The 25,119-nt window shown below is 69.8% G+C and carries 22 protein-coding genes and 2 pseudogenes; 6 read left to right on the top strand and 18 right to left on the bottom strand.

Annotation, left to right across the window (positions count from 1 at the left end; translation table 11 throughout):
• Window positions 1-83 precede the first annotated feature (83 nt).
• Window positions 84-944 (top strand): cupin-like domain-containing protein, encoded by an 861-nt coding sequence (locus tag QM792_RS08650; RefSeq protein WP_415149222.1) that lies wholly within the window; start codon window positions 84-86, stop codon window positions 942-944.
• Between the two features lie 15 nt (window positions 945-959).
• Here the strand turns inward: QM792_RS08650 and accD are convergent, their stop codons facing one another.
• The 18 genes and pseudogenes from accD to QM792_RS08560 all read right to left on the bottom strand — a co-directional run bounded on the left by accD (window position 960) and on the right by QM792_RS08560 (window position 18,674).
• Window positions 960-1,832, bottom strand: a complete 873-nt coding sequence (accD, locus tag QM792_RS08645) for an acetyl-CoA carboxylase, carboxyltransferase subunit beta (protein WP_415149221.1) — start codon at window positions 1,830-1,832, stop codon at window positions 960-962.
• Between the two features lie 13 nt (window positions 1,833-1,845).
• The gene (gene trpA / locus QM792_RS08640) at window positions 1,846-2,643 is read right to left on the bottom strand and encodes a tryptophan synthase subunit alpha (protein WP_415149220.1); all 798 of its coding nucleotides are present in this window, start codon (window positions 2,641-2,643) and stop codon (window positions 1,846-1,848) included.
• Entirely contained in the window at window positions 2,640-3,854 is a 1,215-nt protein-coding gene (trpB, locus tag QM792_RS08635) for a tryptophan synthase subunit beta (protein ID WP_415149219.1), read from the bottom strand. The genes trpA and trpB overlap by 4 nt, the downstream gene beginning before the upstream one ends.
• Before the next feature lie 14 nt (window positions 3,855-3,868).
• On the bottom strand, window positions 3,869-4,519 hold the full coding sequence (locus tag QM792_RS08630) for a phosphoribosylanthranilate isomerase (RefSeq protein ID WP_415149218.1): 651 nt from the start codon (window positions 4,517-4,519) through the stop codon (window positions 3,869-3,871).
• A gap of 13 nt (window positions 4,520-4,532) precedes the next feature.
• Complete coding sequence (gene truA / locus QM792_RS08625) at window positions 4,533-5,315, bottom strand: tRNA pseudouridine(38-40) synthase TruA (protein WP_415149217.1); 783 nt, start codon at window positions 5,313-5,315, stop codon at window positions 4,533-4,535.
• Between the two features lie 34 nt (window positions 5,316-5,349).
• Window positions 5,350-7,815: a FimV/HubP family polar landmark protein gene (locus tag QM792_RS08620; RefSeq protein WP_415149216.1), complete on the bottom strand. Its 2,466-nt coding sequence runs from the start codon at window positions 7,813-7,815 to the stop codon at window positions 5,350-5,352.
• A gap of 295 nt (window positions 7,816-8,110) precedes the next feature.
• The gene (gene asd, locus QM792_RS08615) at window positions 8,111-9,238 is read right to left on the bottom strand and encodes an aspartate-semialdehyde dehydrogenase (protein ID WP_415149215.1); all 1,128 of its coding nucleotides are present in this window, start codon (window positions 9,236-9,238) and stop codon (window positions 8,111-8,113) included.
• 92 nt (window positions 9,239-9,330) lie between these two features.
• Window positions 9,331-10,428 (bottom strand): 3-isopropylmalate dehydrogenase, encoded by a 1,098-nt coding sequence (gene leuB, locus QM792_RS08610; RefSeq protein WP_415149214.1) that lies wholly within the window; start codon window positions 10,426-10,428, stop codon window positions 9,331-9,333.
• Window positions 10,429-10,445: 17 nt separating this feature from the next.
• Complete coding sequence (gene leuD / locus QM792_RS08605; protein ID WP_415149213.1) at window positions 10,446-11,090, bottom strand: 3-isopropylmalate dehydratase small subunit; 645 nt, start codon at window positions 11,088-11,090, stop codon at window positions 10,446-10,448.
• A gap of 9 nt (window positions 11,091-11,099) precedes the next feature.
• On the bottom strand, window positions 11,100-11,228 hold the full coding sequence (locus QM792_RS08600; protein ID WP_415149212.1) for an entericidin A/B family lipoprotein: 129 nt from the start codon (window positions 11,226-11,228) through the stop codon (window positions 11,100-11,102).
• A gap of 34 nt (window positions 11,229-11,262) precedes the next feature.
• On the bottom strand, window positions 11,263-12,684 hold the full coding sequence (leuC, locus tag QM792_RS08595) for a 3-isopropylmalate dehydratase large subunit (protein ID WP_415149210.1): 1,422 nt from the start codon (window positions 12,682-12,684) through the stop codon (window positions 11,263-11,265).
• Window positions 12,685-12,787: 103 nt separating this feature from the next.
• Window positions 12,788-14,101, bottom strand: coding sequence for a citrate synthase (gene gltA / locus QM792_RS08590; protein ID WP_415149209.1), 1,314 nt, complete (start codon window positions 14,099-14,101; stop codon window positions 12,788-12,790).
• A gap of 119 nt (window positions 14,102-14,220) precedes the next feature.
• Window positions 14,221-14,478 (bottom strand): annotated as a pseudogene (locus tag QM792_RS08585) (succinate dehydrogenase assembly factor 2); the annotation flags it as partial.
• 13 nt (window positions 14,479-14,491) lie between these two features.
• Window positions 14,492-15,197, bottom strand: a pseudogene (locus tag QM792_RS08580) (succinate dehydrogenase iron-sulfur subunit).
• 16 nt (window positions 15,198-15,213) lie between these two features.
• Entirely contained in the window at window positions 15,214-17,007 is a 1,794-nt protein-coding gene (sdhA, locus tag QM792_RS08575; protein WP_415149207.1) for a succinate dehydrogenase flavoprotein subunit, read from the bottom strand.
• Window positions 17,008-17,011: 4 nt separating this feature from the next.
• Complete coding sequence (gene sdhD / locus QM792_RS08570; protein WP_415149205.1) at window positions 17,012-17,374, bottom strand: succinate dehydrogenase, hydrophobic membrane anchor protein; 363 nt, start codon at window positions 17,372-17,374, stop codon at window positions 17,012-17,014.
• A gap of 11 nt (window positions 17,375-17,385) precedes the next feature.
• Window positions 17,386-17,808: a succinate dehydrogenase, cytochrome b556 subunit gene (sdhC, locus tag QM792_RS08565; protein ID WP_415149204.1), complete on the bottom strand. Its 423-nt coding sequence runs from the start codon at window positions 17,806-17,808 to the stop codon at window positions 17,386-17,388.
• A gap of 119 nt (window positions 17,809-17,927) precedes the next feature.
• Window positions 17,928-18,674 carry a GntR family transcriptional regulator gene (locus QM792_RS08560; protein ID WP_415149203.1) on the bottom strand — a complete coding sequence of 249 codons (747 nt, stop codon included), beginning with the start codon at window positions 18,672-18,674 and terminating at the stop codon, window positions 17,928-17,930.
• A 168-nt stretch (window positions 18,675-18,842) separates the two neighbouring features.
• Here QM792_RS08560 and QM792_RS08555 point away from each other — a divergent pair, with 168 nt between their 5' ends.
• The 5 genes from QM792_RS08555 (at window position 18,843) to acnB (ending at window position 25,107) form a co-directional block, all read left to right on the top strand.
• The gene (locus QM792_RS08555; protein ID WP_415149202.1) at window positions 18,843-19,829 is read left to right on the top strand and encodes a malate dehydrogenase; all 987 of its coding nucleotides are present in this window, start codon (window positions 18,843-18,845) and stop codon (window positions 19,827-19,829) included.
• 22 nt (window positions 19,830-19,851) lie between these two features.
• Window positions 19,852-20,646: a trans-aconitate 2-methyltransferase gene (tam, locus tag QM792_RS08550; protein WP_415149200.1), complete on the top strand. Its 795-nt coding sequence runs from the start codon at window positions 19,852-19,854 to the stop codon at window positions 20,644-20,646.
• A 31-nt stretch (window positions 20,647-20,677) separates the two neighbouring features.
• Window positions 20,678-21,673 carry an HpcH/HpaI aldolase/citrate lyase family protein gene (locus tag QM792_RS08545; RefSeq protein ID WP_415149198.1) on the top strand — a complete coding sequence of 332 codons (996 nt, stop codon included), beginning with the start codon at window positions 20,678-20,680 and terminating at the stop codon, window positions 21,671-21,673.
• A gap of 158 nt (window positions 21,674-21,831) precedes the next feature.
• Window positions 21,832-22,317 carry a hypothetical protein gene (locus QM792_RS08540; RefSeq protein WP_415149196.1) on the top strand — a complete coding sequence of 162 codons (486 nt, stop codon included), beginning with the start codon at window positions 21,832-21,834 and terminating at the stop codon, window positions 22,315-22,317.
• Window positions 22,318-22,515: 198 nt separating this feature from the next.
• Window positions 22,516-25,107, top strand: a complete 2,592-nt coding sequence (acnB, locus tag QM792_RS08535) for a bifunctional aconitate hydratase 2/2-methylisocitrate dehydratase (RefSeq protein WP_415149195.1) — start codon at window positions 22,516-22,518, stop codon at window positions 25,105-25,107.
• Window positions 25,108-25,119 lie beyond the last annotated feature (12 nt).

Genomic DNA, 25,119 nt, shown 5'->3' with positions numbered 1-25,119 from the left:
TTCATCCCGGGGATGAAACAAGGCGGCGACAGGCGGACACTGCAGGCCAGCCGATCCGCCCCCCGATCAGCCGAGGAGTCCGCATGCAAACCGCCCTGTTCCAAGACATCGACGCCCAGGCGCTCGACCGCGCCCCGCTCAAGTTCCGCCACGCCATGATGGATCACCCGGCGCTGTCGCTGTCCAACCTCGCACAGGTGATTCCCGCGCTGCCCGCGGCACAGGTGAAGTACGCGACCAACCGCCTCTCGGTCGACCAGAACTTCGAGCAATCCTTCGGCAACGCGAACGCGACGCTGGAAGAGACCATCGAGAAGATCCGCGAGTCGGACTCCTACATCATGGTGCGTGCACCGGAGTCGCATCCTTCGTTCCAGCCGCTGTACCGGGAACTGCTCGCCGACACGGAGGCGATCATGCGCGCCAAGGGCGTCGGCGCGCAGGCCCACGGCGCGATGCTCTACATGTTCATCGCGTCGCCGAACAGCGTCACGCCCTTCCACATCGACCGCTACTCGACCTTCCTGTTCCAGTTCCGCGGCAGCAAGACGGTGACGATCTTCCCGCAATGGGACGAACGTGTCGTGACCCATCGGCAGCGCGAGAGCTACATCGCCTACGACAGCACCGAGCTGGGCTGGACGCCCGAGATGGACCAGTTCGGCATGCCCTACTCGTTTGCACCCGGCGAAGCGCTGCACATCCCGTTCGCGGCCGGGCACCACGTCAGGAACGGCGCGGACGACGTGTCGATCTCGCTGTCGATCATCTTCAACACCGACGAAACGCGCGTCTGGCGCTCCGCCCATGAGTGGAACCATTGGGCGCGGCAACGCGGATTCACGCCCGCGCCGGTGCCCGGCAACCCGTCCGTCGACAGGCTGAAGGCGCTGTCGCGGCGCGTCACCAACAAGATGGAAAGGGTTGTTCGCCGGCCCTCATGAGCGGCCGGCGCCCGCTCACGCGATCGCGTCCGCGCTCAGGCCCTGAAGCATCGCGATAGCGCGCGCCACCGTCGCGCGCAGCTCGCGCCGGTCCACGATCATGTCGATCGCGCCCTTCTCGACCAGGAACTCGGCGCGCTGGAAGCCTTCGGGCAACTTCTCGCGCACGGTGTTCTCGATCACGCGCGGGCCGGCGAAGCCGATCAGCGCGCGCGGCTCGGCGATCACCACGTCGCCCACGAAGGCGAAGCTGGCCGAGACGCCGCCCATGGTCGGGTCGGTCAGTACGCTGATGTAGGGCAGCCTCGCTTTCGCCAGCCGCGTCAGCGCGGCGTTGGTCTTGGCCATCTGCATCAGGCTCAGCAGGCCCTCCTGCATGCGCGCGCCGCCGGTGGCGGTGAAGCTGACGAAAGGCGTCTTCTGCTCGACCGCGGTCTCGACGCCGCGCACGAAACGCTCGCCGACCACCGAGCCCATCGAGCCGCCCATGAAGTCGAACTCGAAGCAGGCCGCCACCACCGGCAGGCTCATCAGCGCGCCGCCCATCACCACCAGTGCGTCGGTCTCGCCGGTGGTTTCGAGCGCGTCCTTCAGGCGCTCGGGGTACTTCTTGCTGTCCTTGAACTTCAGCGCGTCGACCGGCAGCACCTCCTGGCCGATCTCGTAGCGGCCCTCGGCGTCGAGGAAGGCGTCGAGCCGCGCGCGCGCGCCTATGCGGTGGTGGTGGCCGCACTTCGGGCAGACGTTGACGTTCTGCTCCAGGTCGGTCTTGTAGAGCACCGTCTCGCACGACGGACACTTGATCCACAGGCCCTCGGGCACCGTGCGGCGTTCGCTGGGGTCGGTGGGCTGGATCTTCGGGGGCAGCAGTTTCTCGAGCCAGCTCATGGTGTCTGTCCTTTCACGAGTCGAGGGCGGCGCGTATGCCGCCGATGAAGTCCGCCGCGGCCGCGGCCACGCCTTGGCGCTCGCAGGCTTCGAGCCGCTGCACGAGCGCCGAGCCGATCACCACCGCGTCGGAGACCGCGGCCACCGCGCGCGCCGTGGCCGCGTCGCGGATGCCGAAGCCCACGCCCACCGGCAGCTTCACGTGCTGCCGGATGCGCGGCAGCATCGCCGCCACCGCCGTGGTGTCGAGGTGGCCGGCGCCGGTCACGCCCGTGAGCGACACATAGTAGACGTAGCCGCTGGCGATGCGGCCCACGTCCTTCATGCGCTGCTCGGTGGAGGTGGGCGCGAGCAGGAAGATCATGTCCAGCCCGGCGTCGCGCAGCAGCGCGGCGAAGGCCTCGCATTCCTCGGGCGGGTAGTCGACGACGAGCACGCCGTCGACACCGGCCGCCTTCGCGTCGGCGGCGAAGCGCTCGACGCCGTAGCGCTCGACCGGGTTGGCGTAGCCCATCAGCACCACCGGCGTGCGCTCGTCGTGCCTGCGGAACTCGCGCACGATGGCCAGCACCTGCCCCATGCCGATGCCGCGCGCCAGCGCGCGCTCGGAGGCCTTCTGGATCACCGGGCCGTCGGCCATCGGGTCGGAGAAGGGCACACCCAGCTCGATCACGTCGGCGCCGGCTTTCGCCATCGCGACCATGATGTCGACCGTCGCATCGGCGAACGGATCGCCAGCGGTCACGTAGGGAATCAGCGCCTTGCGGCCGCGTGCCTGGAGAGCTGTGAAGGTGGCGGCGATGCGGCTCATGACAGCCCCTTCACCAGCGGCGCGCCGGAGAGCGCCGCCACCGTGTTGATGTCCTTGTCGCCGCGACCGGAGAGGTTGACCAGCAGGTGCTGGTCGGGCCGCATCGTCGGCGCCAGCTTCATCGCGTAGGCCACCGCATGGCTCGATTCGAGTGCCGGGATGATGCCCTCGGTGCGGCACAGGCGGTGGAAGGCGGCCAGCGCCTCGTCGTCGGTGATGCCCACGTACTCGGCGCGGCCGATGTCGTGCAGGTAGGCGTGCTCGGGGCCGACGCCGGGGTAGTCCAGGCCGGCGGAGATCGAGTGCGTCTCGATGATCTGGCCGTTGGCGTCCTGCAGCAGGTAGGTGCGGTTGCCGTGCAGCACGCCGGGCGTGCCGGCGCTGATCGAGGCGGCGTGCCTGCCGCTCGCGAGCCCGAGGCCGGCGGCCTCGACGCCGATCAGCCGCGTGCCCTCGTGCGGGATGTACGGATAGAAGATGCCCATCGCGTTGCTGCCGCCGCCGACGCAGGCGATCACCGCATCCGGCTGGCGACCGATGGCCTCGGGCATCTGCACCAGGCATTCGTCGCCGATCACGCGCTGGAAGTCGCGCACCATCGCCGGATACGGGTGCGGGCCGGCCACCGTGCCGATGATGTAGAAGGTATTCTCGACGTTGGTCACCCAGTCGCGCAGCGCTTCGTTGAGCGCGTCCTTCAGCGTCTTCGAGCCGCTCTCCACCGGCACCACCGTCGCGCCCAGCAGGTGCATGCGGTAGACGTTGGGCGCCTGGCGCTTGACGTCCTCGCTGCCCATGTAGACCACGCACTCCATGCCGTAGCGCGCGCAGATCGTCGCCGTCGCCACGCCGTGCTGGCCGGCGCCGGTTTCGGCGATCACGCGCGGCTTGCCCATGCGCCGCGCCAGCATCGCCTGGCCGATGGTGTTGTTCACCTTGTGCGCGCCGGTGTGGTTGAGGTCTTCGCGCTTGAAGTGGATCTGCGCGCCGCCGAGTTCGCGGCTCAGGCGCTGCGCGTGGTAGACCGGCGTCGGCCGGCCGACGTAGTGCGCCAGCTCGTGGCGGAATTCGGCCATGAAGGCCGGATCGTTGCGCGCCGCGTCGTAGGCGGCTTTCAGTTCATCGAGCGCGTGGGTCAGCGTCTCGGCGACGAAGCTGCCGCCATAGACGCCGAAGTGCCCGCGCTCGTCGGGCTGCTGGTAGTTCAACATGGTGCTGGAAGGATTCAGGTCTCGGAGTCGGCGATGCGGGCATCGGCCTCGCGCACCGCTTCGCAGAACCGGCGCATCGCGGCGGCATCCTTGATGCCTTTGGCTGCTTCCACGCCGGAGCTCACGTCAACGGCCCAGGGCCGCACCTGAAGAATGCCCTCGGTCACATTTCCGGCATGCAACCCACCAGACAAAACGACCGGACGGGACACGTTGGCTGGAATGAGAGACCAATCGAAGACCTTTCCGCCGCCGCCGTACCCCTCGACATGCGCGTCGAGCAGGATGGCCTGGGCGCTCGGGAATCGGGAGGCGAAGTCTACCAAATCGAGCCCGGGCGCCATCCGGGCGGCGCGCAGGTAGGGCCGGCCGGCCGCTTCGCAGTCGGCGCGGCTCTCGTCGCCGTGGAACTGCAGCACCGCGTGCGGCAGCGCGTCCCGCGCCGCGTCGATCTCGTCGCGCGATGCGTTGACCAGCAGCGCCACCGGCGTCACGAAGGGCGGCAGGCGCCGCGCCAGCTCGGCGGCACGCGCCGCGCCGACGCAGCGCGGGCTCTTCGGATAGAGCACGAAGCCGACCGCGTCGGCGCCCGCGGCGACGGCGGCGTCGAGGTCGGCCTCGCGCGTCAGGCCGCAGATCTTGATGCGGGTGCGTTCGGGGAGCATCGGGGTGCGGGCCTCAGGGCAGCCAGTCCATCGCCGCCGTGGTCTCTGGCAGGGCGAGGGCCGCATCGTAGTACGGCCCGGCGAAGTACAGCCCGTCGGCCGGGAAGGTCGGCGCGGCCAGGCTGCGGTCGCGCGAGGCCAGCACGCCGGCGAGCCAGCTTGCGTCGCGTGTGCCCGCACCCACCGCGACCAGGCAGCCGAGGAGGTTGCGCACCATGTGGTGCAGGAAGGCGCTGGCCTCGAACTCGAAGCGCCAGTACGCGCCGCGTTTGTCGATGTGGATGCGGCGCAGCGTCTTGACCGGCGAGGCCGCCTGGCACTCGGCCGAGCGGAAGGCCGAGAAGTCGTGTTCGCCGATCAGCGCCTGCGCCGCCGTGCGCATCGCCTCGCCGTCGAGCGCGCGAAAGCTCCAGCCCACCAGCCCGGCCTCCAGCGCCGGCCGCACCGGCGACTCGCGCATCACGTAGACGTAGCGCCGCCCCAGCGCGCTGTTGCGGGCGTGGAAGCGCTCGTCGACCGGCCGGCACCATTCGACGGCGATGTCGTCGGGCAGGAAGCGGTTGGTGCCGCGCACCCACGAGAAGGGCTCGCGGCTCGCCTCGGTGTCGAGGTGCACCACCTGGTTCAGCGCGTGCACGCCGGCATCGGTACGGCCGGCGCACATCACGCGCACCGGCACGTCGAGGAACTGCGCGAGCGCGGCTTCCAGCCGGTCCTGCACGGTGTTGCCGCCGGGCTGGCTCTGCCAGCCCTGGTAGGCGCTGCCGCGGTAGCTGACGCCGAGGGCGACCCTCATCGGGAACCGGGCGCCGCGCGGCGCCCGGGCCTCGTCAGCCGAGCTGTTCGAGCATGCCCTGGGCCTTGGACTTCAACGCGCCCGAGGCCTTGGACACGACTTCCTGCAGCAGGTCGCGCGCGCCTTCCATGTCGCCGATCTGGCGGAACTCCTCGGCCAGCTCGAGCTTGCGCGACAGCGGATCGGCCGATTCGTCGTCGTCGAAGCCGGACAGGCCGGATTCGCCGAAGCTCGACGGCACGGTGTTCGGCGCCGACGCCGCGTGCGCCGCGGCGCTGTCGGCCGGCAGGTCGAGGTCGAGCGAGATGCCGCCGAGGTCGAACTCGACCGCCGCGGGCGCGCTGGCCGGCGCGGCGGCGGGCGTCGACAGGTCGGGCAGCGACAGGTCGGTATCGAAGTCGAGCGACGCCCCGGCGGCCGGCGGCGCGGCGGGGGCCGGCGGCTCGGGCTCGGCCGACACGCTGCCGCCACCGCCGATGTCCAGATCCAGGTCGACGCCGTCGTCCGGCGGCGCCGGGCGCGTGTCGAGCGCCGACGCGGCGTACTGCGAGGGCGACGGCAGCACCGACTGCGGCATCGTGCTGGCGCCCAGCGGCTCGATCACCTGGCCCGAGGCCGACACGCCGGCGGCCGGCATGCCGCCGGGCTGGTAGAGCGGGTTCTCCGGGTCGATCTGCGCGCCGAGTTCCTGCGCCTTGGCCCAGTCCTCGCCCTGCCCGTGGGTCAGCGAGAAGAGCTGCGTGGCGAGCAGTTCGAAGCCCTTGGTGTCGCGCCGCTTGGCGTAGACCTCGAGCAGCTTGGTGCGGATCGCCATGCGCTCGGGGTTGCCGCGCATCGCTTCCTTCAGGATCTCCTCGGCCTGCAGGTCGCGGCCGTAGGCGAGGTAGACGTCGGCCTCGGCCACCGGATCGACGTCGCCGATCGCGTCGAGCTGGCTCAGCGAGTAGCTCATCGACGACGAGTTGCCGCCGGCATCGCGCGTGTCGATGCGCTGGCCACCGCTGGCGCCGAAGAACGAATCGGGTTGCAGGCGGCTTTCGAGGAAGGAGGTCTCGCCGCTGTCCTTCTTGCTGCGCCGCGTGAAGCGGTAGATGCCCAGGCCGGCCAGCGCCGCGATCAGGACGCCGCCGAGGGCCAGCAGGAGCGGGTTGTCGTCGAGCAGCGAGGCGAAGAAGCCCGGCTCCTCCTTCTGCACGGCCACCGGGGCCGGCTTGGGCGGCGGCGGCGCAACCACCGCGGAGGCCGGCTCGGCGACGGCCACGGCCGAGGCCGCTTCCGACGCGGCGGGTTCGGCCACCAGCGTGGGCAGCTCGGCCGAGGCCGGCGCCGCCGGGGCCGAGGCGACCACCGGCGCGGGTTCGGGCGCCGCCACCGGCGCCGGCGCGCTGGCCGGCGCGGGCACGGCGACCACCGGCGGCGTCACCGGCACCGTGACGGCCGGCAGCGATGCGGCGGCCGATGCCACGGCCGCAGCCGCGGCGGCGGGCGCACCCGCGCCGGCGGCCTTGGTCTTGGCGGCTTCGTCGCCCAGCTTCTTCAGTTCGGCGACGTTCTTCGACAGCTCGGCCACGCGCGTGGCGGCGTCCTTCTTCTCGGCGCCCTTGGCGATCTGTTCCTCGGCCTTGGCCGAGGCGGCGCCCTTGCTGAGCGTGAGCTTGTCGGGCGCCGGCGCGGCGGCCTGCTTGCTGTCCTGCACCTCGGTCTGCACCGTGCCGGTGGCCTGGCGCGCCGGGCCGCTGTCGCGCGCCGCCGGCACCGCGCCGGCCAGGCGCTGGCGATAGGCGCCGAAGTCGGCGCTCTGCGCCTGGATCAACTGGCGCGCCTCGGACGGCGACACCGCCTGCGCGCTCTCCGCGCTCGGCACGTCGAGCACTACGCCCGCCTTCAGGCGGTTCATGTTGTTGCCGACGAAGGCGTCCGGATTGGCCTTGAACAGCGAGACCAGCATCTGGTCGAGCGACACGCCCGGCCGCTGCGTCTTGCCGGCGATGCGCGACAGCGTGTCGCCGGCGCGCACCTTGTACTCGTCGATGCCGGCGCCGCTGCTGGCCGACACGGCCGGCGCCTGGCGCGGCTCGGGTGCCGGGCGCGTCGCGCGCGGGGTCGGCGGCAGCGGCGTGGCGGGCGGCGGCGCGGCGGCGATCACCGGCGCCGTGGTGGTCGCCGCCGGGGCGGGCGCGGGCGCGCGCGCGACGACCGGCGGATCGAGCAGCAGGGTGTACTCGCGCACCAGGCGGCCGCTGGACCACGCGATGTCGAGGATCACGTCGATGAAGGGCTCCTGCACGGCGCGGTCGCTGCTCAGGCGCAGGTAGTGCCTGCCGTCGGCGCGGCGTTGCAACTCGACGCGGGTGGCGGCCAGCACGGCGTTGTAGTCGACGCCCGCCGCCTTGTAGGCCTCCGGGTTGGCCACTTTCACGAGCAGCGTGCCCGCCTCGTCCGGCGTGATGCTGGTGACGTCGATCTCGGCCCGCAGCGCCTCACCCAGTGCCGATTGCACGGAAAGCCTGCCCAGACCCAGCGCGTACGCATTCGATGCGGCCAGCCAGAGGGCGGCTGCTGCCACACCGGTCAGGGCAAAGCGCCCCGAGAAGGTCGAGTTTGATTTCAAGGCGTCTCCCAAGAGGACCGAACGGCGCATGCGTGCCACAAAATCACAATAACATCAACAGGATACGAAAACAAGCTCATGCATTGGCTGATATTCGCGCCAGTGTGCATGCACTCCGCGTCGTCGTGAGAAATGTTGCAGCGCGCCAACGAGGCTTTGTAGGTATTCGACAGCGCGCCCGGCCTCAGGCCTCGACCAGGATGCGCAGCATGCGCCGCAGCGGCTCGGCCGCGCCCCACAGCAACTGGTCGCCGATCGTGAAGGCGCCCAGGTACTGCGGCCCCATCGCCAGCGTGCGGATGCGGCCGACCGGAATCGTCAGCGTGCCGGTCACCGCCACCGGCGTCAGGTCGCGCAGCGTCGCCTCGCGCGTGTTGGGCACCACTTTCACCCAGGCGTTGTCGGCGGCGATCATCGCCTCGACCTCGGCCGGCGGCACGTCCTTCTTCAGCTTGAACATCAGCGCCTGCGAATGGCAGCGCATCGCGCCGACGCGCACGCAGAAACCGTCCACCGGCACGGCCGGCGCGCCGAAACCCTCGCCCTGGCCCAGGATCTTGTTGGTCTCGGCGCCGCCCTTCCATTCCTCGCGCGACACGCCGTTGCCCAGGTCCTTGTCGATCCAGGGGATCAGCGAGCCGCCCAGCGGCACGCCGAAATTCGCAGTCTCGGCTTCGCTCAGCGCACGTTGCTTGGCGACGAGCCTGCGGTCGATCTCGAGGATCGCGCTCTTCGGGTCGTCGAGCAGCGGCCTGACCTCGGCGTTGAGCGTGCCGAACTGCGTCAGCAGCTCGCGCATGTGCTGCGCGCCGCCGCCGGAAGCGGCCTGGTAGGTCATCGTCGACATCCACTCGACCAGCCCGGCCTTGTACAGCGCGCCCACGCCCATCAGCATGCAGCTCACGGTGCAGTTGCCGCCGATCCAGTTGCGCCCGCCCTTGGCGAGCGCGTTCTCGATCACCGGCATGTTGACCGGGTCGAGCACGATGACCGCGTCGTCCTTCATGCGCAGCGTGGACGCCGCGTCGATCCAGTGGCCCTTCCAGCCCGCCGCGCGCAGCTTGGGGAACACCTCGGCGGTGTAGTCGCCGCCCTGCGCGGTGACGATGATCTCGCAGCGCTTGAGCGCCTCGATGTCGTAGGCGTCCTCGAGCGTCTTCTCGTTCTTCGCCATCGCCGGCGCCGCGCCGCCGGCGTTGCTGGTGCTGAAGAACACCGGCTCGATGTGGGCGAAGTCGCCCTCGGCCTGCATGCGTTCCAGCAGCACGGAGCCGACCATGCCGCGCCAGCCGACCAATCCCGTGAGTCTCATCGTCGTCGCCCTTTTGCTTGAAGTTGAAGTGGAAACCTTCGCAGCCCCCGGATCGCTTCGCCGGGGATGGGGCGAGACGAACCGGAGCCGAACTAGCTCTTGGTAATGGTGGTTTTGCCGCCGGTCAGCGCGGCGACCACGGCGTCGCCCATCGCGCGCGTGCCGACCTTCGTGCAGCCGTCCGACCAGATGTCCGCGGTGCGCAGCCCCGAGGCGAGCACGCGCTGCACGGCCGACTCGATGCGGTCGGCGGCCTCGGGCTGGTTCAGGGAGAAGCGGAGCATCATGGCCACGGACAGGATTGTAGCCAGCGGGTTTGCGAGATCCTTACCGGCGATGTCGGGCGCGCTGCCGTGGCTGGGCTCGTACAGGCCGCGGCCGCGTTCGTTCAGCGACGCCGACGGCAACATGCCGATCGAGCCGGTCAGCATCGCCGCCTCGTCCGAGAGGATGTCGCCGAACATGTTGCCGGTGACCAGCACGTCGAACTTCTTCGGCGCCTTGACGAGCTGCATCGCCGCGTTGTCGACGTACATGTGCTCCAGCTCGACGTCGGGGTACTGCGCGTGCACCTCGGTCACCACGTCCTTCCAGAACTGGAAGGTCTCCAGCACGTTGGCCTTGTCGACGCTGGTGACCTTCCGGCCGCGCTTGCGCGCCGCCTGGAAGGCGACGTGCGCGATGCGCTCGATCTCCGGGCGCGAGTAGCGCATCGTGTCGAAGGCCTCGGGCGCGCCCTGGAAGGCGCCGTCGGGCGCTTCGCGGCGGCCGCGCGGCTGGCCGAAGTAGATGTCGCCGGTCAGCTCGCGGATGATCAGGATGTCCAGCCCCGCCACCAGCTCGGGCTTGAGGCTGGACGCATGCGTGAGCTGCTCGTAGCAGATCGCCGGGCGGAAGTTGGCGAACAGGCCGAGGCTCTTGCGCAGCCCGAGGATGGCCTGCTCGGGGCGCAGCGCGCGCTCGAGCTTGTCGTACTTCCAGTCGCCCACCGCGCCGAACAGCACCGCGTCGGCCTCCCGGGCGAGCTTCAGCGTCGCCTCGGGCAGCGGGTGGCCGCTGGCCTCGTAGGCCGCGCCGCCCACCGGCGCGGTCTCGGTCTCGAAGCGCAGGTCGAGGCAGCCCATCACGCGCTGGGCCTGCGCGACGATCTCGGTGCCGATGCCGTCGCCCGGCAGGATGGCGATCTTCAAGCGGATGTCCTTCGGGGTCAGAGGGTGTGGGCGAGCCAGGGCTTCTGCATCAGCCGCTCGGCCTCGAAGGCGCGGATCTTGTCGGCGTGGCGCAGCGTCAGGCCGATGTCGTCGTAGCCGCCGAGCAGGCAGTACTTGCGGAATGGCGTGATCTCGAACGGCAGTTCTTCGCCGTCGGGCTTGCCGACCACCTGGCGCGCCAGGTCGACGCTGAGCTGGTAACCGGGGAAAGCCGCCACCTCGTCGAACAGCCGGCCCACCTGCGCCTCGCCCAGCACGATGGGCAGCAGGCCGTTCTTGAAGCAGTTGCTGAAGAAGATGTCGGCGTAGCTCGGCGCGACGATGGCGCGGAAGCCGTACTGGTCGAGCGCCCACGGCGCGTGCTCGCGCGACGAGCCGCAGCCGAAGTTCTTGCGCGCCAGCAGGATGGACGCGCCCTGGTAGCGCGGCTGGTTGAGCACGAAGTCGGGGTTGGGCTTGCGCCGGGCCGGATCCTGGCCGGGCTCGCCGCGGTCGAGGTAGCGCCACTCGTCGAACAGGTTCGGGCCGAAGCCCGAACGCTTGATCGACTTGAGGAACTGCTTCGGGATGATCGCGTCGGTGTCGACGTTCTCGCGGTCGAGCGGCGCGACCAGCCCCTTGTGGACGGTGAAGGCCTGCATGCCGGCGGTTTACTTCTTCTTGGCGGCGTCTTCGATCTTCTCGCCGCCCTTCTGGATGTCCTTGCCGACACCTTCGACGGTGTTGCAGCCGGCCAGCAGGTAGAGCGAGGCGAGGCAGGCGAACAGGATGCGCTTCATGGTACAGAGTCTCCTTGGGTGGGTGAAAACACCGTCAGGCGATGCGCCGGACGTCGACGAAATGACCTTCGATCGCGGCCGCCGCGGCCATCGCCGGGCTGACCAGGTGGGTGCGGCCGCCGGCGCCCTGGCGGCCCTCGAAATTGCGGTTCGAGGTGGAGGCGCAGCGCTCGCCCGGCTCGAGGCGGTCGGCGTTCATCGCCAGGCACATCGAGCAGCCCGGCTCGCGCCATTCGAAGCCGGCGGCCTTGAAGACCTCGTGCAGCCCTTCGCGCTCGGCCTGCGCCTTGACCACGCCCGAGCCCGGCACCACCAGCGCCAGCTTGACGTTGGCCGCCACGCGCCCGCCGAGCTTGCGCACCACCGCGGCGGCCTCGCGCAGATCTTCGATGCGCGAGTTGGTGCACGAGCCGATGAAGACCTTGTCGACCACGATGTCGGCGATCGGCTTGTTCGGCTCCAGCGCCATGTACTGCAGCGCGCGCTCCATCGCGCTGCGGCGTCCGGCGTCCTTCTCGCGGTCGGGGTCGGGCACGCGGTCCTCGATCGACAGCACCATCTCCGGCGAGGTGCCCCAGGTGACCTGCGGGCGGATCTGCGCCGCGTCGAGCTCGACCACCGCGTCCCACGGCGCGTCGTCGTCGGAGCGCAACGTGCGCCAGTAGGCCACCGCCTGCTCCCACTCGACGCCGGAAGGCGAGAACGGCCGGCCCTTGACGTAGCCGATGGTGGTCTCGTCGACGGCCACCAGCCCGGCGCGCGCGCCGGCCTCGATCGCCATGTTGCACACCGTCATGCGCCCTTCCATCGACAGCGCGCGGATCGCCGAGCCGCCGAACTCGATGGTGTAGCCGGTACCGCCGGCGGTGCCGATGCGGCCGATGATCGCCAGCACGACGTCCTTGGCCGAGCAGCCGCGCGCCAGCGTGCCATCGACCTTGACCAGCATGTTCTTCGCCTTCTTGGCCAGCAGCGTCTGCGTGGCCAGCACGTGCTCGACCTCGCTGGTGCCGATGCCGTGCGCCAGCGCGCCGAAGGCGCCGTGCGTGGACGTGTGCGAGTCGCCGCACACCACCGTCATGCCCGGCAGCGTGGCGCCCTGCTCCGGCCCGATCACGTGCACGATGCCCTGGCGCTTGTCGAGGAAGGGGAAGAAGGCCGCCGCGCCGAAGGCCTTGATGTTGGCGTCCAGCGTCGTGACCTGCTGCTTGGAGGTCGGGTCGACGATGCCGTCGTAGCCCAGCTCCCAGCCGGTGGTCGGCGTGTTGTGGTCGGCCGTCGCGACGATCGAGCTGACGCGCCACGGCTTGCGGCCCGCCAGGCGCAGGCCCTCGAAAGCCTGCGGGCTGGTGACTTCGTGCACCAGGTGGCGGTCGATGTAGAGCACCGAGGTGCCGTCTTCCTCGGTGTGGACGACGTGCTCGTCCCAGATCTTGTCGTACAGCGTGCGTGGCATGGGGCTTCGCGGGAGGGTCGGCGGGTCGACCCGTGATTTTAGGCGTTCGCCAAACAAAAGGCCCCGGCGCGCGCCGGGGCCCCTGCCGAGCGGGCGGGCCGGGTCAGCCGCGCTGCGCGATCGGCTTGACGTCGCGCCGCGGCGAGCCGGCGTAGAGCTGGCGCGGGCGGCCGATCTTGTACTCGGGGTCGGCGATCATCTCGTTGAGCTGAGCGATCCAGCCGACCGTGCGCGCCAGCGCGAAGATCGCGGTGAACAACTGCACCGGGATGCCGATCGCGCGCTGCACGATGCCCGAGTAGAAGTCGACGTTCGGGTACAGCTTGCGCGCGACGAAGTACTCGTCCTCCAGCGCGATCTTCTCCAGCGCCATCGCCAGCTTGAACAGCGGGTCGTTGTGCAGGCCCAGCGCGGTCAGCACCTCGTGGCAGGTCTCGCGCATCAGCTTGGCGCGCGGGTCGTAGTTCTTGTAGACGCGGTGGCCGAAGCCCATCAGCTTGACGTTGGAGTTCTTGTCCTTCACCTGCTTGATGAACTCGCCGATCTTCTCGACGCCGCCGTTGCGCTGGATGTCCTCCAGCATGTTCAGCGCCGCCTCGTTGGCGCCGCCGTGCGCCGGGCCCCACAGGCAGGCCACGCCGGCGGCGATGGCCGCGAACGGGTTGGTGCCCGACGAGCCGCACAGCCGCACCGTCGAGGTGCTGGCGTTCTGCTCGTGGTCGGCGTGCAGGATGAAGATGCGGTCCAGCGCGCGCACCAGCACGTCGTTCGGCACGTACTCCTCGCAGGGCGTGGCGAACATCATGCGCATGAAGTTCGCGCTGTACGACAGCTCGTTGCGCGGGTAGATGAAGGGCTGGCCGACGCCGTACTTGTAGGCCATCGCCACCAGCGTCGGCATCTTGGCGATCAGGCGGATCGCCGCCACCTCGCGGTGCTGCGCGTTGTTGATGTCGGTGCTGTCGTGATAGAAGGCCGACAGCGCGCCGACCAGGCCGGTCATCACCGCCATCGGGTGCGCGTCGCGGCGGAAGCCGCGCAGGAAGAACTGCATCTGCTCGTTGACCATCGTGTGGTTGGTCACGAGCTTGTGGAAGTCCTTCTGCTGCGCCGCGTTGGGCAGGTCGCCCTTGAGCAGCAGGTAGCAGGTGTCGAGGAAGTCGCACTTCTCGGCGAGCTGCTCGATCGGGTAGCCGCGGTACAGCAGCTCGCCCTTGTCGCCGTCGATGTAGGTGATCGTCGAGTTGCACGACGCCGTCGACAGGAAGCCCGGGTCGTAGGTGAACTTGCCGGTCTGGGCGTACAGCTTGCGGATGTCGATCACGTCCGGGCCGATCGAGCCCTTGTAGATCGGCAGCTCCATGTTCGGGCTGCCGTCCGAGAACGACAGGGTGGCTTTGACGTCGGACGGAGTCATGGTCGGTTCCTTGTGAGGCGGTTCGGATTGAGGACGGGCTCGTCGTCTCCATCGGCGGGGCTCGTTCGTCCCTCGTTCGTCTTCTTGTCGTTGTCTTGTCGGCTCGGCGCGCGCGGCGCGGTGCGCATCAGCCCGAGCACCTCGATCACGTCGTCGCGCGCCAGCTCGCCCTCGGGCTCCTTGCGGCGCAGCAGCAGGTCGAGCAGGTCGTTGTCGGCCAGCTCCATCAGCGCCGCCATGCCCTCGGCCTGGCGCTCGGTGACGCGGCCGGCGCGGCTCTCGAAGAAGCGCGCGACGAACAGGTCGTTCTCCAGCAGCCCGCGGCGGCAGCGCCAGCGCAGCTTGGACAGGGCCCGTTCGTCGATCACCTCGTGCATGGCGATGCAGCGGTCACACCGCGCGGCGGACCATCAGCTCCTTGATCTTGCCGATCGCCTTGGTCGGGTTCAGGCCCTTGGGGCAGACGTCGACGCAGTTCATGATGGTGTGGCAGCGGAACAGGCGGTACGGGTCTTCGAGGTTGTCGAGCCGCTCGCCGGTGCCCTGGTCGCGGCTGTCGGCGATGAAGCGGTAGGCCTGCAGCAGCCCGGCGGGCCCGACGAACTTGTCGGGGTTCCACCAGAAGCTCGGACACGAGGTGCTGCAGCTCGCGCACAGGATGCACTCGTACAGGCCGTTGAGCTCGTCGCGCTCCTCGGGCGACTGCCAGCCGCTCCTTCTCGGGCGGCGGCTCGTCGTTGACGAGGTAGGGCTTGATCGAGTGGTACTGCTTGAAGAACTGCGTCATGTCGACGATCAGGTCGCGGATCACCGGCAGGCCGGGCAGCGGCTTGAGCACGACGACGTCGGGCAGCGTGCGCATGTTGGTCAGGCACGCCAGGCCGTTCTTGCCGTTGATGTTCATCGCGTCCGAGCCGCACACGCCCTCGCGGCAGGAGCGGCGGAAGCTCAGGCTGGGGTCGACCTGCTTGAGCTTGATCAGCGCGTCGAGCAGCATGCGCTCGCTGCCGTCGAGCTCGACCTCGAGGGTCTGCATGCGCGGCTTGGCGTCGGTATCGGGGTCGTAGCGGTAGATCTGGAAGACGCGCTTGGTCATGTCGATCTTTCGGAGGTCAGAACGTGCGAACCTTGGGCGGAACCGATTCGGTGGTCAGCGGCTGCATGTTCACCGGCTTGTACTCGAGGCGGTTGCCCTCGCTGTACCACAGCGTGTGCTTCAGCCACTCGGTGTCGTTGCGGCCGTTCGGGTGCTCGGGCGTGTCGGCGTAGTCGTCGACGGTGTGCGCGCCGCGGCTTTCCTTGCGCGCAGCCGCCGAGATCATCGTCGCCAGCGCGGCCTCCATCAGGTTCTCGACTTCCAGCGCCTCGATGCGCGCGGTGTTGAAAACCTTGGACTTGTCGGCCAGGTGGATGCCCTTGGCGCGCTCGGCGACTTCCTTGACCTTGGCCACGCCCTCGTCCATCACCGCCTGCGTGCGGAACACGCCGGCGTGCTGCTGCATGCAGCGGCGCAGGTCGTTGGCGACGTCCTGCGCGTACTCGCCGCTGCTGCTCTTCTCGTACTTGGCCAGGCGCGCCAGCGTGCGGTCGGCGGCGTCCTTCGGCAGCGGCTTGTGCGCGCGGTTCTTCAGCCCGGCGTCGACGATGTGGTTGCCCGCGGCGCGGCCGAACACCAGCAGGTCGAGCAGCGAGTTGGTGCCCAGCCGGTTGGCGCCGTGCACGCTGACGCACGAGCACTCGCCCACCGCGTACAGCCCGTTGACCACGGCGTTGTGCACGCCACCGTTCGGCACGACGACCTGGCCGTGCACGTTGGTCGGGATGCCGCCCATCTGGTAGTGGATGGTCGGCACCACCGGGATCGGCTCCTTGGTGATGTCGACGTTGGCGAAGTTGTGGCCGATCTCGAACACGCTGGGCAGGCGCTTGAGGATGGTCTCGGCGCCCAGGTGCGTCATGTCGAGCACCACGTAGTCCTTGTTCGGGCCGCAGCCGCGCCCTTCCTTGATCTCCTGGTCCATGCAGCGCGAGACGAAGTCGCGCGGCGCCAGGTCCTTCAGCGTCGGCGCGTAGCGCTCCATGAAGCGCTCGCCCTTGTCGTTGCGCAGGATCGCGCCCTCGCCGCGGCAGCCCTCGGTCAGCAGCACGCCGGCGCCGGCCACGCCGGTGGGGTGGAACTGCCAGAACTCCATGTCCTCCAGCGGGATGCCGGCGCGCGCGGCCATGCCCAGGCCGTCGCCGGTGTTGATGAAGGCATTGGTGCTGGCGGCGAAGATGCGCCCCGCGCCGCCGGTGGCCAGCAGCACGGTCTTGGCCTCGAAGACGTGCAGCTCGCCGGTTTCCATCTCGAGCGCGGTGACGCCGACCACGTCGCCCTCGGCGTCGCGGATCAGGTCGAGCGCCATCCACTCGACGAAGAAGTTGGTGCGCGACTTGACGTTCTGCTGGTACAGCGTGTGCAGCATCGCGTGGCCGGTGCGGTCGGCCGCGGCGCAGGCGCGCTGCACCGGCTTCTCGCCGTAGTTGGCGGTGTGGCCGCCGAACGGGCGCTGGTAGATCGTGCCGTCGGGGTTGCGGTCGAACGGCATGCCGAAGTGCTCGAGCTCGTAGACGACCTTGGGCGCCTCGCGGCACATGAACTCGATCGCGTCCTGGTCGCCGAGCCAGTCGGAGCCCTTGACGGTGTCGAAGAAGTGGTAGTGCCAGTTGTCCTCGCTCATGTTGCCGAGCGAGGCGCCTATGCCGCCCTGCGCGGCGACGGTGTGCGAGCGCGTCGGGAACACCTTGGACAGCACGGCGACGTTCAGGCCGGCGCGCGCCAGTTGCAGCGAGGCGCGCATGCCGGAGCCGCCGGCGCCGACGATGACGACGTCGAACTTGCGCTTCGAGACGTTGAGGGAGCTCATGGAATCACAGTCTCCAAAGGACCTGGATGGCCCAGCCGGCGCAGCCCGTCAGCCAGACGATGGTGAACACCTGCAGCGCGAGGCGGATCGCCACCGGCTTGATGTAGTCCATCCACACGTCGCGCATGCCGACCCACACGTGGTACAGCAGCGCGACGATCACGACGAAGGTCAGCACCTTCATCCACTGGTGGCTGAAGATGCCGGCCCACTTGTCGTAGCCCATCTCGCCGGGCAGCAGGACCTGCACGATCAGCGCGAGCGTGAACAGCGCCATCAGCGCCGCGGTGACGCGCTGCGCGAGCCAGTCGCGCAGGCCGTAGTGCGCGCCGACGACGGTGCGCTTCGATCCGTAATTCTGTGCCATCGCGGACGCCCTCAGAAGAACAGTTTGTAGCCCAGCGCCAGCGTCAGCAGCACGCTGACCGCGAGCGTGGCGATCGCCGAGCTGCGGCCGAACTCCTTGGACACCGCGTGCGTGCCGTCCATCCACAGGTGGCGCAGCCCCGCGATCAGGTGGTGCAGGTAGGCCCAGATCAGGCCCAGCGCGACGAGCTTGAGGAACCAGCCGGGGATGAAGCCGACGCCCGCGGCGAAGGCCGAGCGGAACACGTCGTAGGAGACCTCGGAGGTCACGCTGGCGTCGAACATCCAGATGATGAACGGCATCAGCAGGAACATCAGCACGCCGCTGATGCGATGCAGGATCGACACGATGGCCGCCACCGGCATCCGGTACGCGACGATCTGGGTGACGTGGATGTTGCGGAACTCCGGCCGCGGCTTGAGTGTGTCTGCCATGCCCAACCCTGTTCAGTGAGGATGTAATCGACGCGAAACCAGATGATTCTATTGCACCGCAACAGGCTTTCGCCGTGCTTGCGCGCCCGCGCCGGCTGCGTTCGATCAATGCATCGGCATCAGCTCAGCTCGTTGCGGTAATGGTGCGCGCTGGTGTTGTACAGGCCGCGGCGCAGCTCGACCGGCCTGTCGTCGTAGCTCAGCGACAGCCGCTCCACCGACAGCAGCGGCGTGCCCGGCGCCACCGCCAGCAGCTCGGCCGCCTGGCCCTCGGCCGCGACGGCGCGGATCTTCTCCTCGGCGCGGATCATGCGCACGCCGAACTCCGATTCGAACAGGCCGTACATCGGCCCGCGGTAACCCGACAGCTTCTCGGCGCTCAGCCCCTTGAACGGCGCGGCCGGCAGCCAGATCTCGTCGAACACCACCGGCGCGCCGCGCAGCGACAGCACGCGCTTGACCTGGATCGCCGCGTCGCCCGAGCGCAGGCCGAGCACGCGCGCCACGTCGGCCGGCGCGCGCAGGCGCCGGCAGTCGATGAACTGGCGCTGCGTGCCGCCGCCGGCCTCGCCGTCGTCGCTGTGCAAGCGCAGGAAGCGGTACTGCGTGGTCTGCTCGGCGTGCGTGGCGACGAAGGTGCCCTTGCCCTGGCGGCGCACCAGCAGGTTTTCGGTGGCCAGCTCGTCGATCGCCTTGCGCACCGTGCCCTGGCTGACCTTGAAGCGCGCGGCCAGCTCGGTCTCGCTCGGGATCGCCTCGCCGGGGCGCCAGGTGGCGGCCTGCAGCTCGCGCACCATCAGCGCCTTGATCTGCCGGTACAGCGGGCTGAAGGCGGGGCTGGCGAGCTCGGTGGCGGGGGTGGACATGGCCGGATTGCAGCACAACGGGCCGCCATCGTCCACGATCAACTGACAGATGTCTTATAGAAGACATAAGACTCGGGATTCCCCTCGCCGCCGGGCGCCATTCGGCCTACACTCGCGCCCGGATTCCCCTCGACCTCTCCTTCCCCTCTGCCTTTCCGGAGCCCTCCCATGAGCAAGAAACCCGTTCGAGTCGCCGTCACCGGCGCTGCCGGCCAGATCGGCTACGCGCTGCTGTTCCGCATCGCCTCCGGCGAGATGCTGGGCAAGGACCAGCCCGTGATCCTGCAACTGCTGGAAGTGCCCGTCGAAGGCCCGCAGAAGGCGCTCAAGGGCGTGATGATGGAACTCGAGGACTGCGCGTTCCCGCTGCTGCACGGCATGGAGGCGCACAGCGACCCGATGACGGCCTTCAAGGACACCGACTACGCGCTGCTGGTCGGCTCGATGCCGCGCAAGGCCGGCATGGAGCGCGCCGAGCTGCTGGCCATCAACGGCCAGATCTTCATCGGCCAGGGCAAGGCGCTGAACGCCGTGGCCAGCCGCGACGTCAAGGTGCTGGTGGTCGGCAACCCGGCCAACACCAACGCCTGGATCGCGATGAAGAGCGCGCCCGAGCTGAAGCGCGAGAACTTCACCGCGATGCTGCGCCTGGACCACAACCGCGCGCTGAGCCAGATCGCCGCCAAGACCGGCAAGCCGGTGGCCTCGATCAAGAAGCTCGGCGTGTGGGGCAACCACAGCCCGACGATGTACGCCGACTACCGCTTCGCCACCATCGACGGCAAGAGCGTCAAGGACATGATCGGCGACCACGCCTGGAACAAGGACGTGTTCCTGCCCACCGTCGGCAAGCGCGGCGCGGCGATCATCGAGGCGCGCGGCCTGTCGTCGGCCGCCTCGGCCGCCAACGCCGCGATCGACCACATGCGCGACTGGGCGCTGGGCACCCACGGCGAATGGGTCACGATGGGCGTGCCCAGTAACGGCGAATACGGCATCCCGAAGGACGTGATGTTCGGCTACCCGGTCACCTGCGAAGGCGGCAAGTACAAGATCGTCGAGGGCCTGGCGATCGACGCCTTCAGCCAGGAGTGCATAGCCAAGACCCTGGCCGAGCTGCAGGGCGAGCAGGACGGCGTCAAGCACCTGCTGTGACCGGCGCGGCGCGGGGAGCCCGGTGAACGACTGGAACCCCGCGCTGTACCGCCGCTTCGAGGCCGAGCGCACGCGCCCGGCCGCCGAGTTGCTGGCGCGCGTGCCGGAGCTGCCCTCGACGGCGGCGAACGCGGCGCCGCTCGTCGTGGACCTGGGCTGCGGCCCGGGCAACTCCACCGAACTGCTGGCGGCGCGCTACCCCCAGGCGCGGCTGCTCGGGCTGGACAGCTCGGCGGCGATGCTGCAGGCCGCGCGCGAGCGGCTGCCGCGGGCGCGCTTCGAGCTCGGCGACATCGCGCGCTGGACACCCGGGGCGCCGCCGGACCTGATCTTCGCCAACGCGGCGCTGCAATGGGTGCCCGACCACGAGCGCCTGCTGCCGCGCCTGATGGGCCTGCTGGCCCCCGGCGGCGTGCTGGCGGTGCAGGTGCCCGACAACCTCGACGAGCCCAGCCACCGCCTGATGCGCGAAACCGCCGCGGCCGGCCCCTGGGCGGCCCGCATCGGAGACCCGGGCGCCGTGCGCGCGCCGCGCCTGCCGGTGGGCCGCCTCTACGACCTGCTGGCGCCGCGGGCCGCGAGCGTGGACCTCTGGCACACCATCTACCAGCACCCGATGCCCTCGCCGCGCGCCATCGTCGACTGGCTGCGCGGCACCGGGCTGAGGCCCTTCCTGGACCCGCTGCCCGACGCCGAGCAGGCGGCCTTCGTGGCCGACTACGAAGCGCGCATCGCCGCCGCCTACCCGCCGCGCGCCGACGGACAGCGGCTGCTGGCCTTCCCGCGCCTGTTCTACGTGGCCCGCCGCGGCGCGTAGCGCCGGCCGGCAAGGCCCACAATCCGGCCCCATGAGCGCACCCCACCCCCGCCAAGCCCTGTTCGACCCCGGCGAAGTCGCGGCCGGCGATCTGCCGGTGTGCGACCACTACAGCGGCGTCGAGGCGCGCATGCGCAAGAGCCTGGAACTGCAGGCCGAGCTGGGGCCGGTGTTCGACGTCACGCTCGACTGCGAAGACGGCGCGCCGGTCGGCGGCGAGGCCGAGCACGCGCTGCTGTGCGCCGAGCTGGTGATGTCGGCCGCCAACCGCTTCGGCCGCGTCGGCGCGCGGGTGCACCCGGTCGAGCACCCGAGCTTCGGGAACGACGTCGACACGCTGCTGGGACGCGCCGGCGCGCGGCTGGCCTACCTGATGCTGCCCAAGCCGCGCGGCCTGGCCGACGTGCAGCGCGCCGTCGAGCACATCGACCACGCCATCCGCGTCCACGGCCACGGCCGCGCGGTGCCGGTGCACGCGCTGGTCGAGACGCACGGCGCGCTGCGCGAGGTCGACGCGATCGCGGCGCATCCGCGCATCGAGTCGATCTCCTTCGGGCTGATGGACTTCGTCTCGGCGCACCGCGGCGCGATCCCGGCCTCGGCGATGAGCGCCGAGGGCCAGTTCACGCACCCGCTGGTGCGGCGCGCCAAACTGGAGATCGCCGCCGCCTGCCATGCGCACGGCAAGGTGCCCTCGCACTGCGTGGTCACCGAGTTCAAGGACCTGCGCGCGCTCGCCGCGGCCGCCACGCGCGCCGGCCGCGAGTTCGGCTACACGCGCATGTGGAGCATCCACCCCGACCAGGTGCGCACCATCGTCGAGGCCTTCGCGCCCGGCGCCGCCGAGACCGACCTGGCCATCGAGATCCTGCGCGCCGCGCAGGCGGCGCAGTGGGCGCCGATCCGGCACCGCGACACGCTGCACGACCGCGCCAGCTACCGCTACTTCTGGCAGGTGGTCGAGCGCGCCCGGCGCACCGGCCAGCCGCTGCCGGCCGAGGTGCGGCAGGCCTGGTTCGACGCCTGAGCCGGCCCGCGCGGGCGTGGCAGGCGCCACGACCGGCGGGCGCTCCAGGTAGCCACATGTAAGCGCCGGCACGGAGGCGCAGCAATTGGTTGCACGACCGGGCCCGGCGGCCCCATGCTGCGCGCACCGTCACCCGACCCGCGCTTGCGCGCACCGCCATGAACCTGAAGAACACCCTCGCCATCGCCGCCGCCCTCTGCCTGGGCGCCACCGTCGCCGCCGCGCAGACCGCCCCGGCCAAGCCGGCGCCGGCGAAGAAGGCCGCGGCCAAGCCGGCGGCCAAGCCCAAGTCCGCGGCCAAGGCCGAAGCCGAGCCGGCGCCCGCCTCCGCCGAGCAGCTCGCTGCCGCCGAGCGCGTCTACTACGGCACCTACGACTGCGAATTCGGCAAGACCGCGCAGGTCGCCACGCTGCCCAAGTACCCCGGCTACGCCGAGGTCAAGTCGGGCAACCGCACCTGGATGATGAAGCCGGTGGCCTCCAGCACCGGCGCGATCCGCCTGGAAGACCTCAAGGGCCAGTTCCTGGTGCTGCAGATCGCCAACAAGTCGATGCTGTTCGACAGCAAGAGCGGCCAGCGCGTGCTCGACGGCTGCATGAACGCCGAGCAGAAGGCGGTGTCCGCCTCGCTGGCCAAGCAGTAAACCGGCCCGCCCCGCACCCCAGGCCCGCCGCGCGCGGGCCTTTCTTTTGCTTGCGCGCCGAGCGACAGTTCGGCATGCGCGCCGCGCCCCTTCCTCAAGTCTTATATAAGACATAAAATATCGGGGTTTCCCGGATCGCCGATCCCACGACCCCGTTTCGCCCGCCCCACCCCGCCAGCCCATCCAACGGAGCCCTTCATGCTGCAAGCCTATCGCCAACATGCCGCCGAACGCGCCGCCCTCGGCATCCCGCCGCTGCCGCTGGATGCGAAGCAGACCGCCGAGCTGATCGAGCTGATCAAGGCGCCGCCGGCCGGCGAGGACGCCTTCCTGCTGGACCTGCTGACGCACCGCGTGCCGCCGGGCGTGGACGACGCGGCCAAGGTCAAGGCCTCGTTCCTGGCCGCCGTGGCGCACGGCGACATCCGGGTCGGTCTGGTGTCCAAGGCCAAGGCCACCGAGCTGCTGGGCACCATGGTCGGCGGCTACAACGTGCACCCGCTGATCGAGCTGCTCGACGACGCCGAGGTGGCCCCGGTGGCCGCCGACGCGCTGAAGAAGACGCTGCTGATGTTCGACTACTTCAACGACGTGTCCGCCAAGGCCAAGGCCGGCAACGCCAAGGCCCAGGAGGTGATCCAGTCGTGGGCCGACGCCGAGTGGTTCACCAGCCGCCCCAAGGTCGCGCAGAAGATCACCATCACCGTCTTCAAGGTGCCCGGCGAGACCAACACCGACGACCTGTCGCCCGCGCCGGACGCCACCACGCGCCCCGACATCCCGCTGCACTACCTGGCGATGCTGAAGAACACCCGCCCCGACGCGGCCTTCAAGCCCGAGGAAGACGGCAAGCGCGGCCCGATCCAGTTCATCGAAGACCTGAAGAAGAAGGGCCACCTGGTGGCCTACGTGGGCGACGTGGTCGGCACCGGCTCCAGCCGCAAGAGCGCCACCAACTCGGTGATCTGGGCCACCGGCGCCGACATCCCCTTCGTGCCGAACAAGCGCTTCGGCGGCGTCACGCTGGGCGGCAAGATCGCGCCGATCTTCTTCAACACGCAGGAAGACTCCGGCTCGCTGCCGATCGAGGTCGACGTGTCCAAGCTCGAGATGGGCGACGTGGTCGACGTGCTGCCCTACGAGGGCAAGCTGGTCAAGAACGGGCAGACCGTGGCCGAGTTCAAGCTCAAGAGCGACGTGCTGCTCGATGAAGTGCAGGCCGGCGGCCGCATCAACCTGATCATCGGCCGTTCGCTCACCGCCAAGGCGCGCGACTTCCTGGGCCTGGGCGCCTCGACCGCGTTCCGCCTGCCGCAGGCGCCGGCGGCCAGCACGGCCGGCTTCACGCTGGCGCAGAAGATGGTCGGCCGCGCCTGCGGCCTGCCCGAAGGCCAGGGCATCCGCCCGGGCACCTACTGCGAGCCGAAGATGACCACCGTGGGCTCGCAGGACACCACCGGCCCGATGACACGCGACGAGCTGAAGGACCTGGCCTGCCTGGGCTTCTCGGCCGACCTGGTGATGCAGAGCTTCTGCCACACCGCCGCCTACCCGAAGCCGGTGGACGTGAAGACACACCGCGAGCTGCCGGCCTTCATCAGCAACCGCGGCGGCGTGGCGCTGCGCCCGGGCGACGGCGTGATCCACTCGTGGCTGAACCGCCTGCTGCTGCCCGACACCGTGGGCACCGGCGGCGACTCGCACACGCGCTTCCCGATCGGCATCTCGTTCCCGGCCGGCTCGGGCCTGGTGGCCTTCGGCGCGGCCACCGGCGTGATGCCGCTGGACATGCCCGAATCGGTGCTGGTGCGCTTCAAGGGGCAGATGCAGCCGGGGGTCACGCTGCGAGATCTCGTGCACGCGATCCCGCTGTACGCGATCAAGGCCGGCCTTCTGACTGTCGCCAAGGCCGGCAAGAAGAACATCTTCAGCGGCCGCATCCTCGAGATCGAGGGCCTGCCCGAGCTGAAGGTGGAACAGGCCTTCGAGCTGAGCGACGCGAGCGCCGAGCGCTCGGCCGCCGGCTGCACGATCAAGCTCGACAAGGCGCCGGTCATCGAGTACCTGAAGAGCAACATCGTCCTGATGAAGAACATGATCGCCGACGGCTACCAGGACAAGCGCACGCTGGAGCGCCGCATCAAGTCGGTGGAGGCGTGGCTGGCCAACCCGCAGTTGCTCGAGGCCGACAAGGACGCCGAGTACGCCGCGGTGATCGAGATCGACCTGAACGAGCTGAAGGAGCCGGTGCTGTGCTGCCCGAACGATCCGGACGACGCCAAGGTTCTGAGTGAAGTCGCCGGCACCAAGATCGACGAAGCCTTCATCGGCTCGTGCATGACCAACATCGGCCACTTCCGCGCCGCGGCCAAGCTGCTGGGCGGGCAGCGCGACATCCCGGTCAAGCTGTGGGTCGCGCCGCCGACCAAGATGGACCAGAGCGAGCTGATCAAGGAAGGCCACTACGCCGCCTTCGGCACGGCCGGCGCACGCACCGAGATGCCCGGCTGCAGCCTGTGCATGGGCAACCAGGCGCAGGTGCGCGAGGGCGCGACGGTGGTCTCGACTTCCACGCGCAACTTCCCCAACCGCCTGGGCAAGAACACCAACGTGTTCCTGGCCTCGGCGGAGCTGGCGGCGATCGCCTCCAAGCTCGGCAAGATCCCGACGGTGGCCGAGTACCACGAGGCGATGGGCATCATCAACAAGGATGCCGCCAGCGTGTACCGCTACATGAACTTCGACCAGATCGAGGAGTACGCCGAGACGGCGAAGTCGGTGGCGGTCTGAGCGCGCGCGGGT

Origin of the sequence: Piscinibacter sp., from assembly GCF_047600445.1 — a bacterium.
Classification (GTDB): domain Bacteria; phylum Pseudomonadota; class Gammaproteobacteria; order Burkholderiales; family Burkholderiaceae_C; genus Piscinibacter.
Note: the sequence above shows the minus strand (reverse complement) of the source record. Positions and strands in the feature narration are given on the sequence as shown.

Excerpts from the sequence above, each read along its gene's own strand:
- trpA (WP_415149220.1), bottom strand. The coding sequence starts at position 2,643 with ATGAGCCGCATCGCCGCCACCTTCACAGCTCTCCAGGCACGCGGCCGC.
- acnB (WP_415149195.1), top strand. The coding sequence starts at position 22,516 with ATGCTGCAAGCCTATCGCCAACATGCCGCCGAACGCGCCGCCCTCGGC.
- sdhA (WP_415149207.1), bottom strand. The coding sequence starts at position 17,007 with ATGAGCTCCCTCAACGTCTCGAAGCGCAAGTTCGACGTCGTCATCGTC.
- QM792_RS08555 (WP_415149202.1), top strand. The coding sequence starts at position 18,843 with ATGAGCAAGAAACCCGTTCGAGTCGCCGTCACCGGCGCTGCCGGCCAG.
- sdhC (WP_415149204.1), bottom strand. The coding sequence starts at position 17,808 with ATGGCAGACACACTCAAGCCGCGGCCGGAGTTCCGCAACATCCACGTC.
- QM792_RS08650 (WP_415149222.1), top strand. The coding sequence starts at position 84 with ATGCAAACCGCCCTGTTCCAAGACATCGACGCCCAGGCGCTCGACCGC.
- leuD (WP_415149213.1), bottom strand. The coding sequence starts at position 11,090 with ATGCAGGCCTTCACCGTCCACAAGGGGCTGGTCGCGCCGCTCGACCGC.
- QM792_RS08560 (WP_415149203.1), bottom strand. The coding sequence starts at position 18,674 with ATGTCCACCCCCGCCACCGAGCTCGCCAGCCCCGCCTTCAGCCCGCTG.
- QM792_RS08540 (WP_415149196.1), top strand. The coding sequence starts at position 21,832 with ATGAACCTGAAGAACACCCTCGCCATCGCCGCCGCCCTCTGCCTGGGC.
- trpB (WP_415149219.1), bottom strand. The coding sequence starts at position 3,854 with ATGTTGAACTACCAGCAGCCCGACGAGCGCGGGCACTTCGGCGTCTAT.
- gltA (WP_415149209.1), bottom strand. The coding sequence starts at position 14,101 with ATGACTCCGTCCGACGTCAAAGCCACCCTGTCGTTCTCGGACGGCAGC.
- sdhD (WP_415149205.1), bottom strand. The coding sequence starts at position 17,374 with ATGGCACAGAATTACGGATCGAAGCGCACCGTCGTCGGCGCGCACTAC.
- QM792_RS08630 (WP_415149218.1), bottom strand. The coding sequence starts at position 4,519 with ATGCTCCCCGAACGCACCCGCATCAAGATCTGCGGCCTGACGCGCGAG.
- leuC (WP_415149210.1), bottom strand. The coding sequence starts at position 12,684 with ATGCCACGCACGCTGTACGACAAGATCTGGGACGAGCACGTCGTCCAC.
- QM792_RS08600 (WP_415149212.1), bottom strand. The coding sequence starts at position 11,228 with ATGAAGCGCATCCTGTTCGCCTGCCTCGCCTCGCTCTACCTGCTGGCC.
- asd (WP_415149215.1), bottom strand. The coding sequence starts at position 9,238 with ATGAGACTCACGGGATTGGTCGGCTGGCGCGGCATGGTCGGCTCCGTG.
- QM792_RS08545 (WP_415149198.1), top strand. The coding sequence starts at position 20,678 with ATGAGCGCACCCCACCCCCGCCAAGCCCTGTTCGACCCCGGCGAAGTC.
- truA (WP_415149217.1), bottom strand. The coding sequence starts at position 5,315 with ATGAGGGTCGCCCTCGGCGTCAGCTACCGCGGCAGCGCCTACCAGGGC.
- accD (WP_415149221.1), bottom strand. The coding sequence starts at position 1,832 with ATGAGCTGGCTCGAGAAACTGCTGCCCCCGAAGATCCAGCCCACCGAC.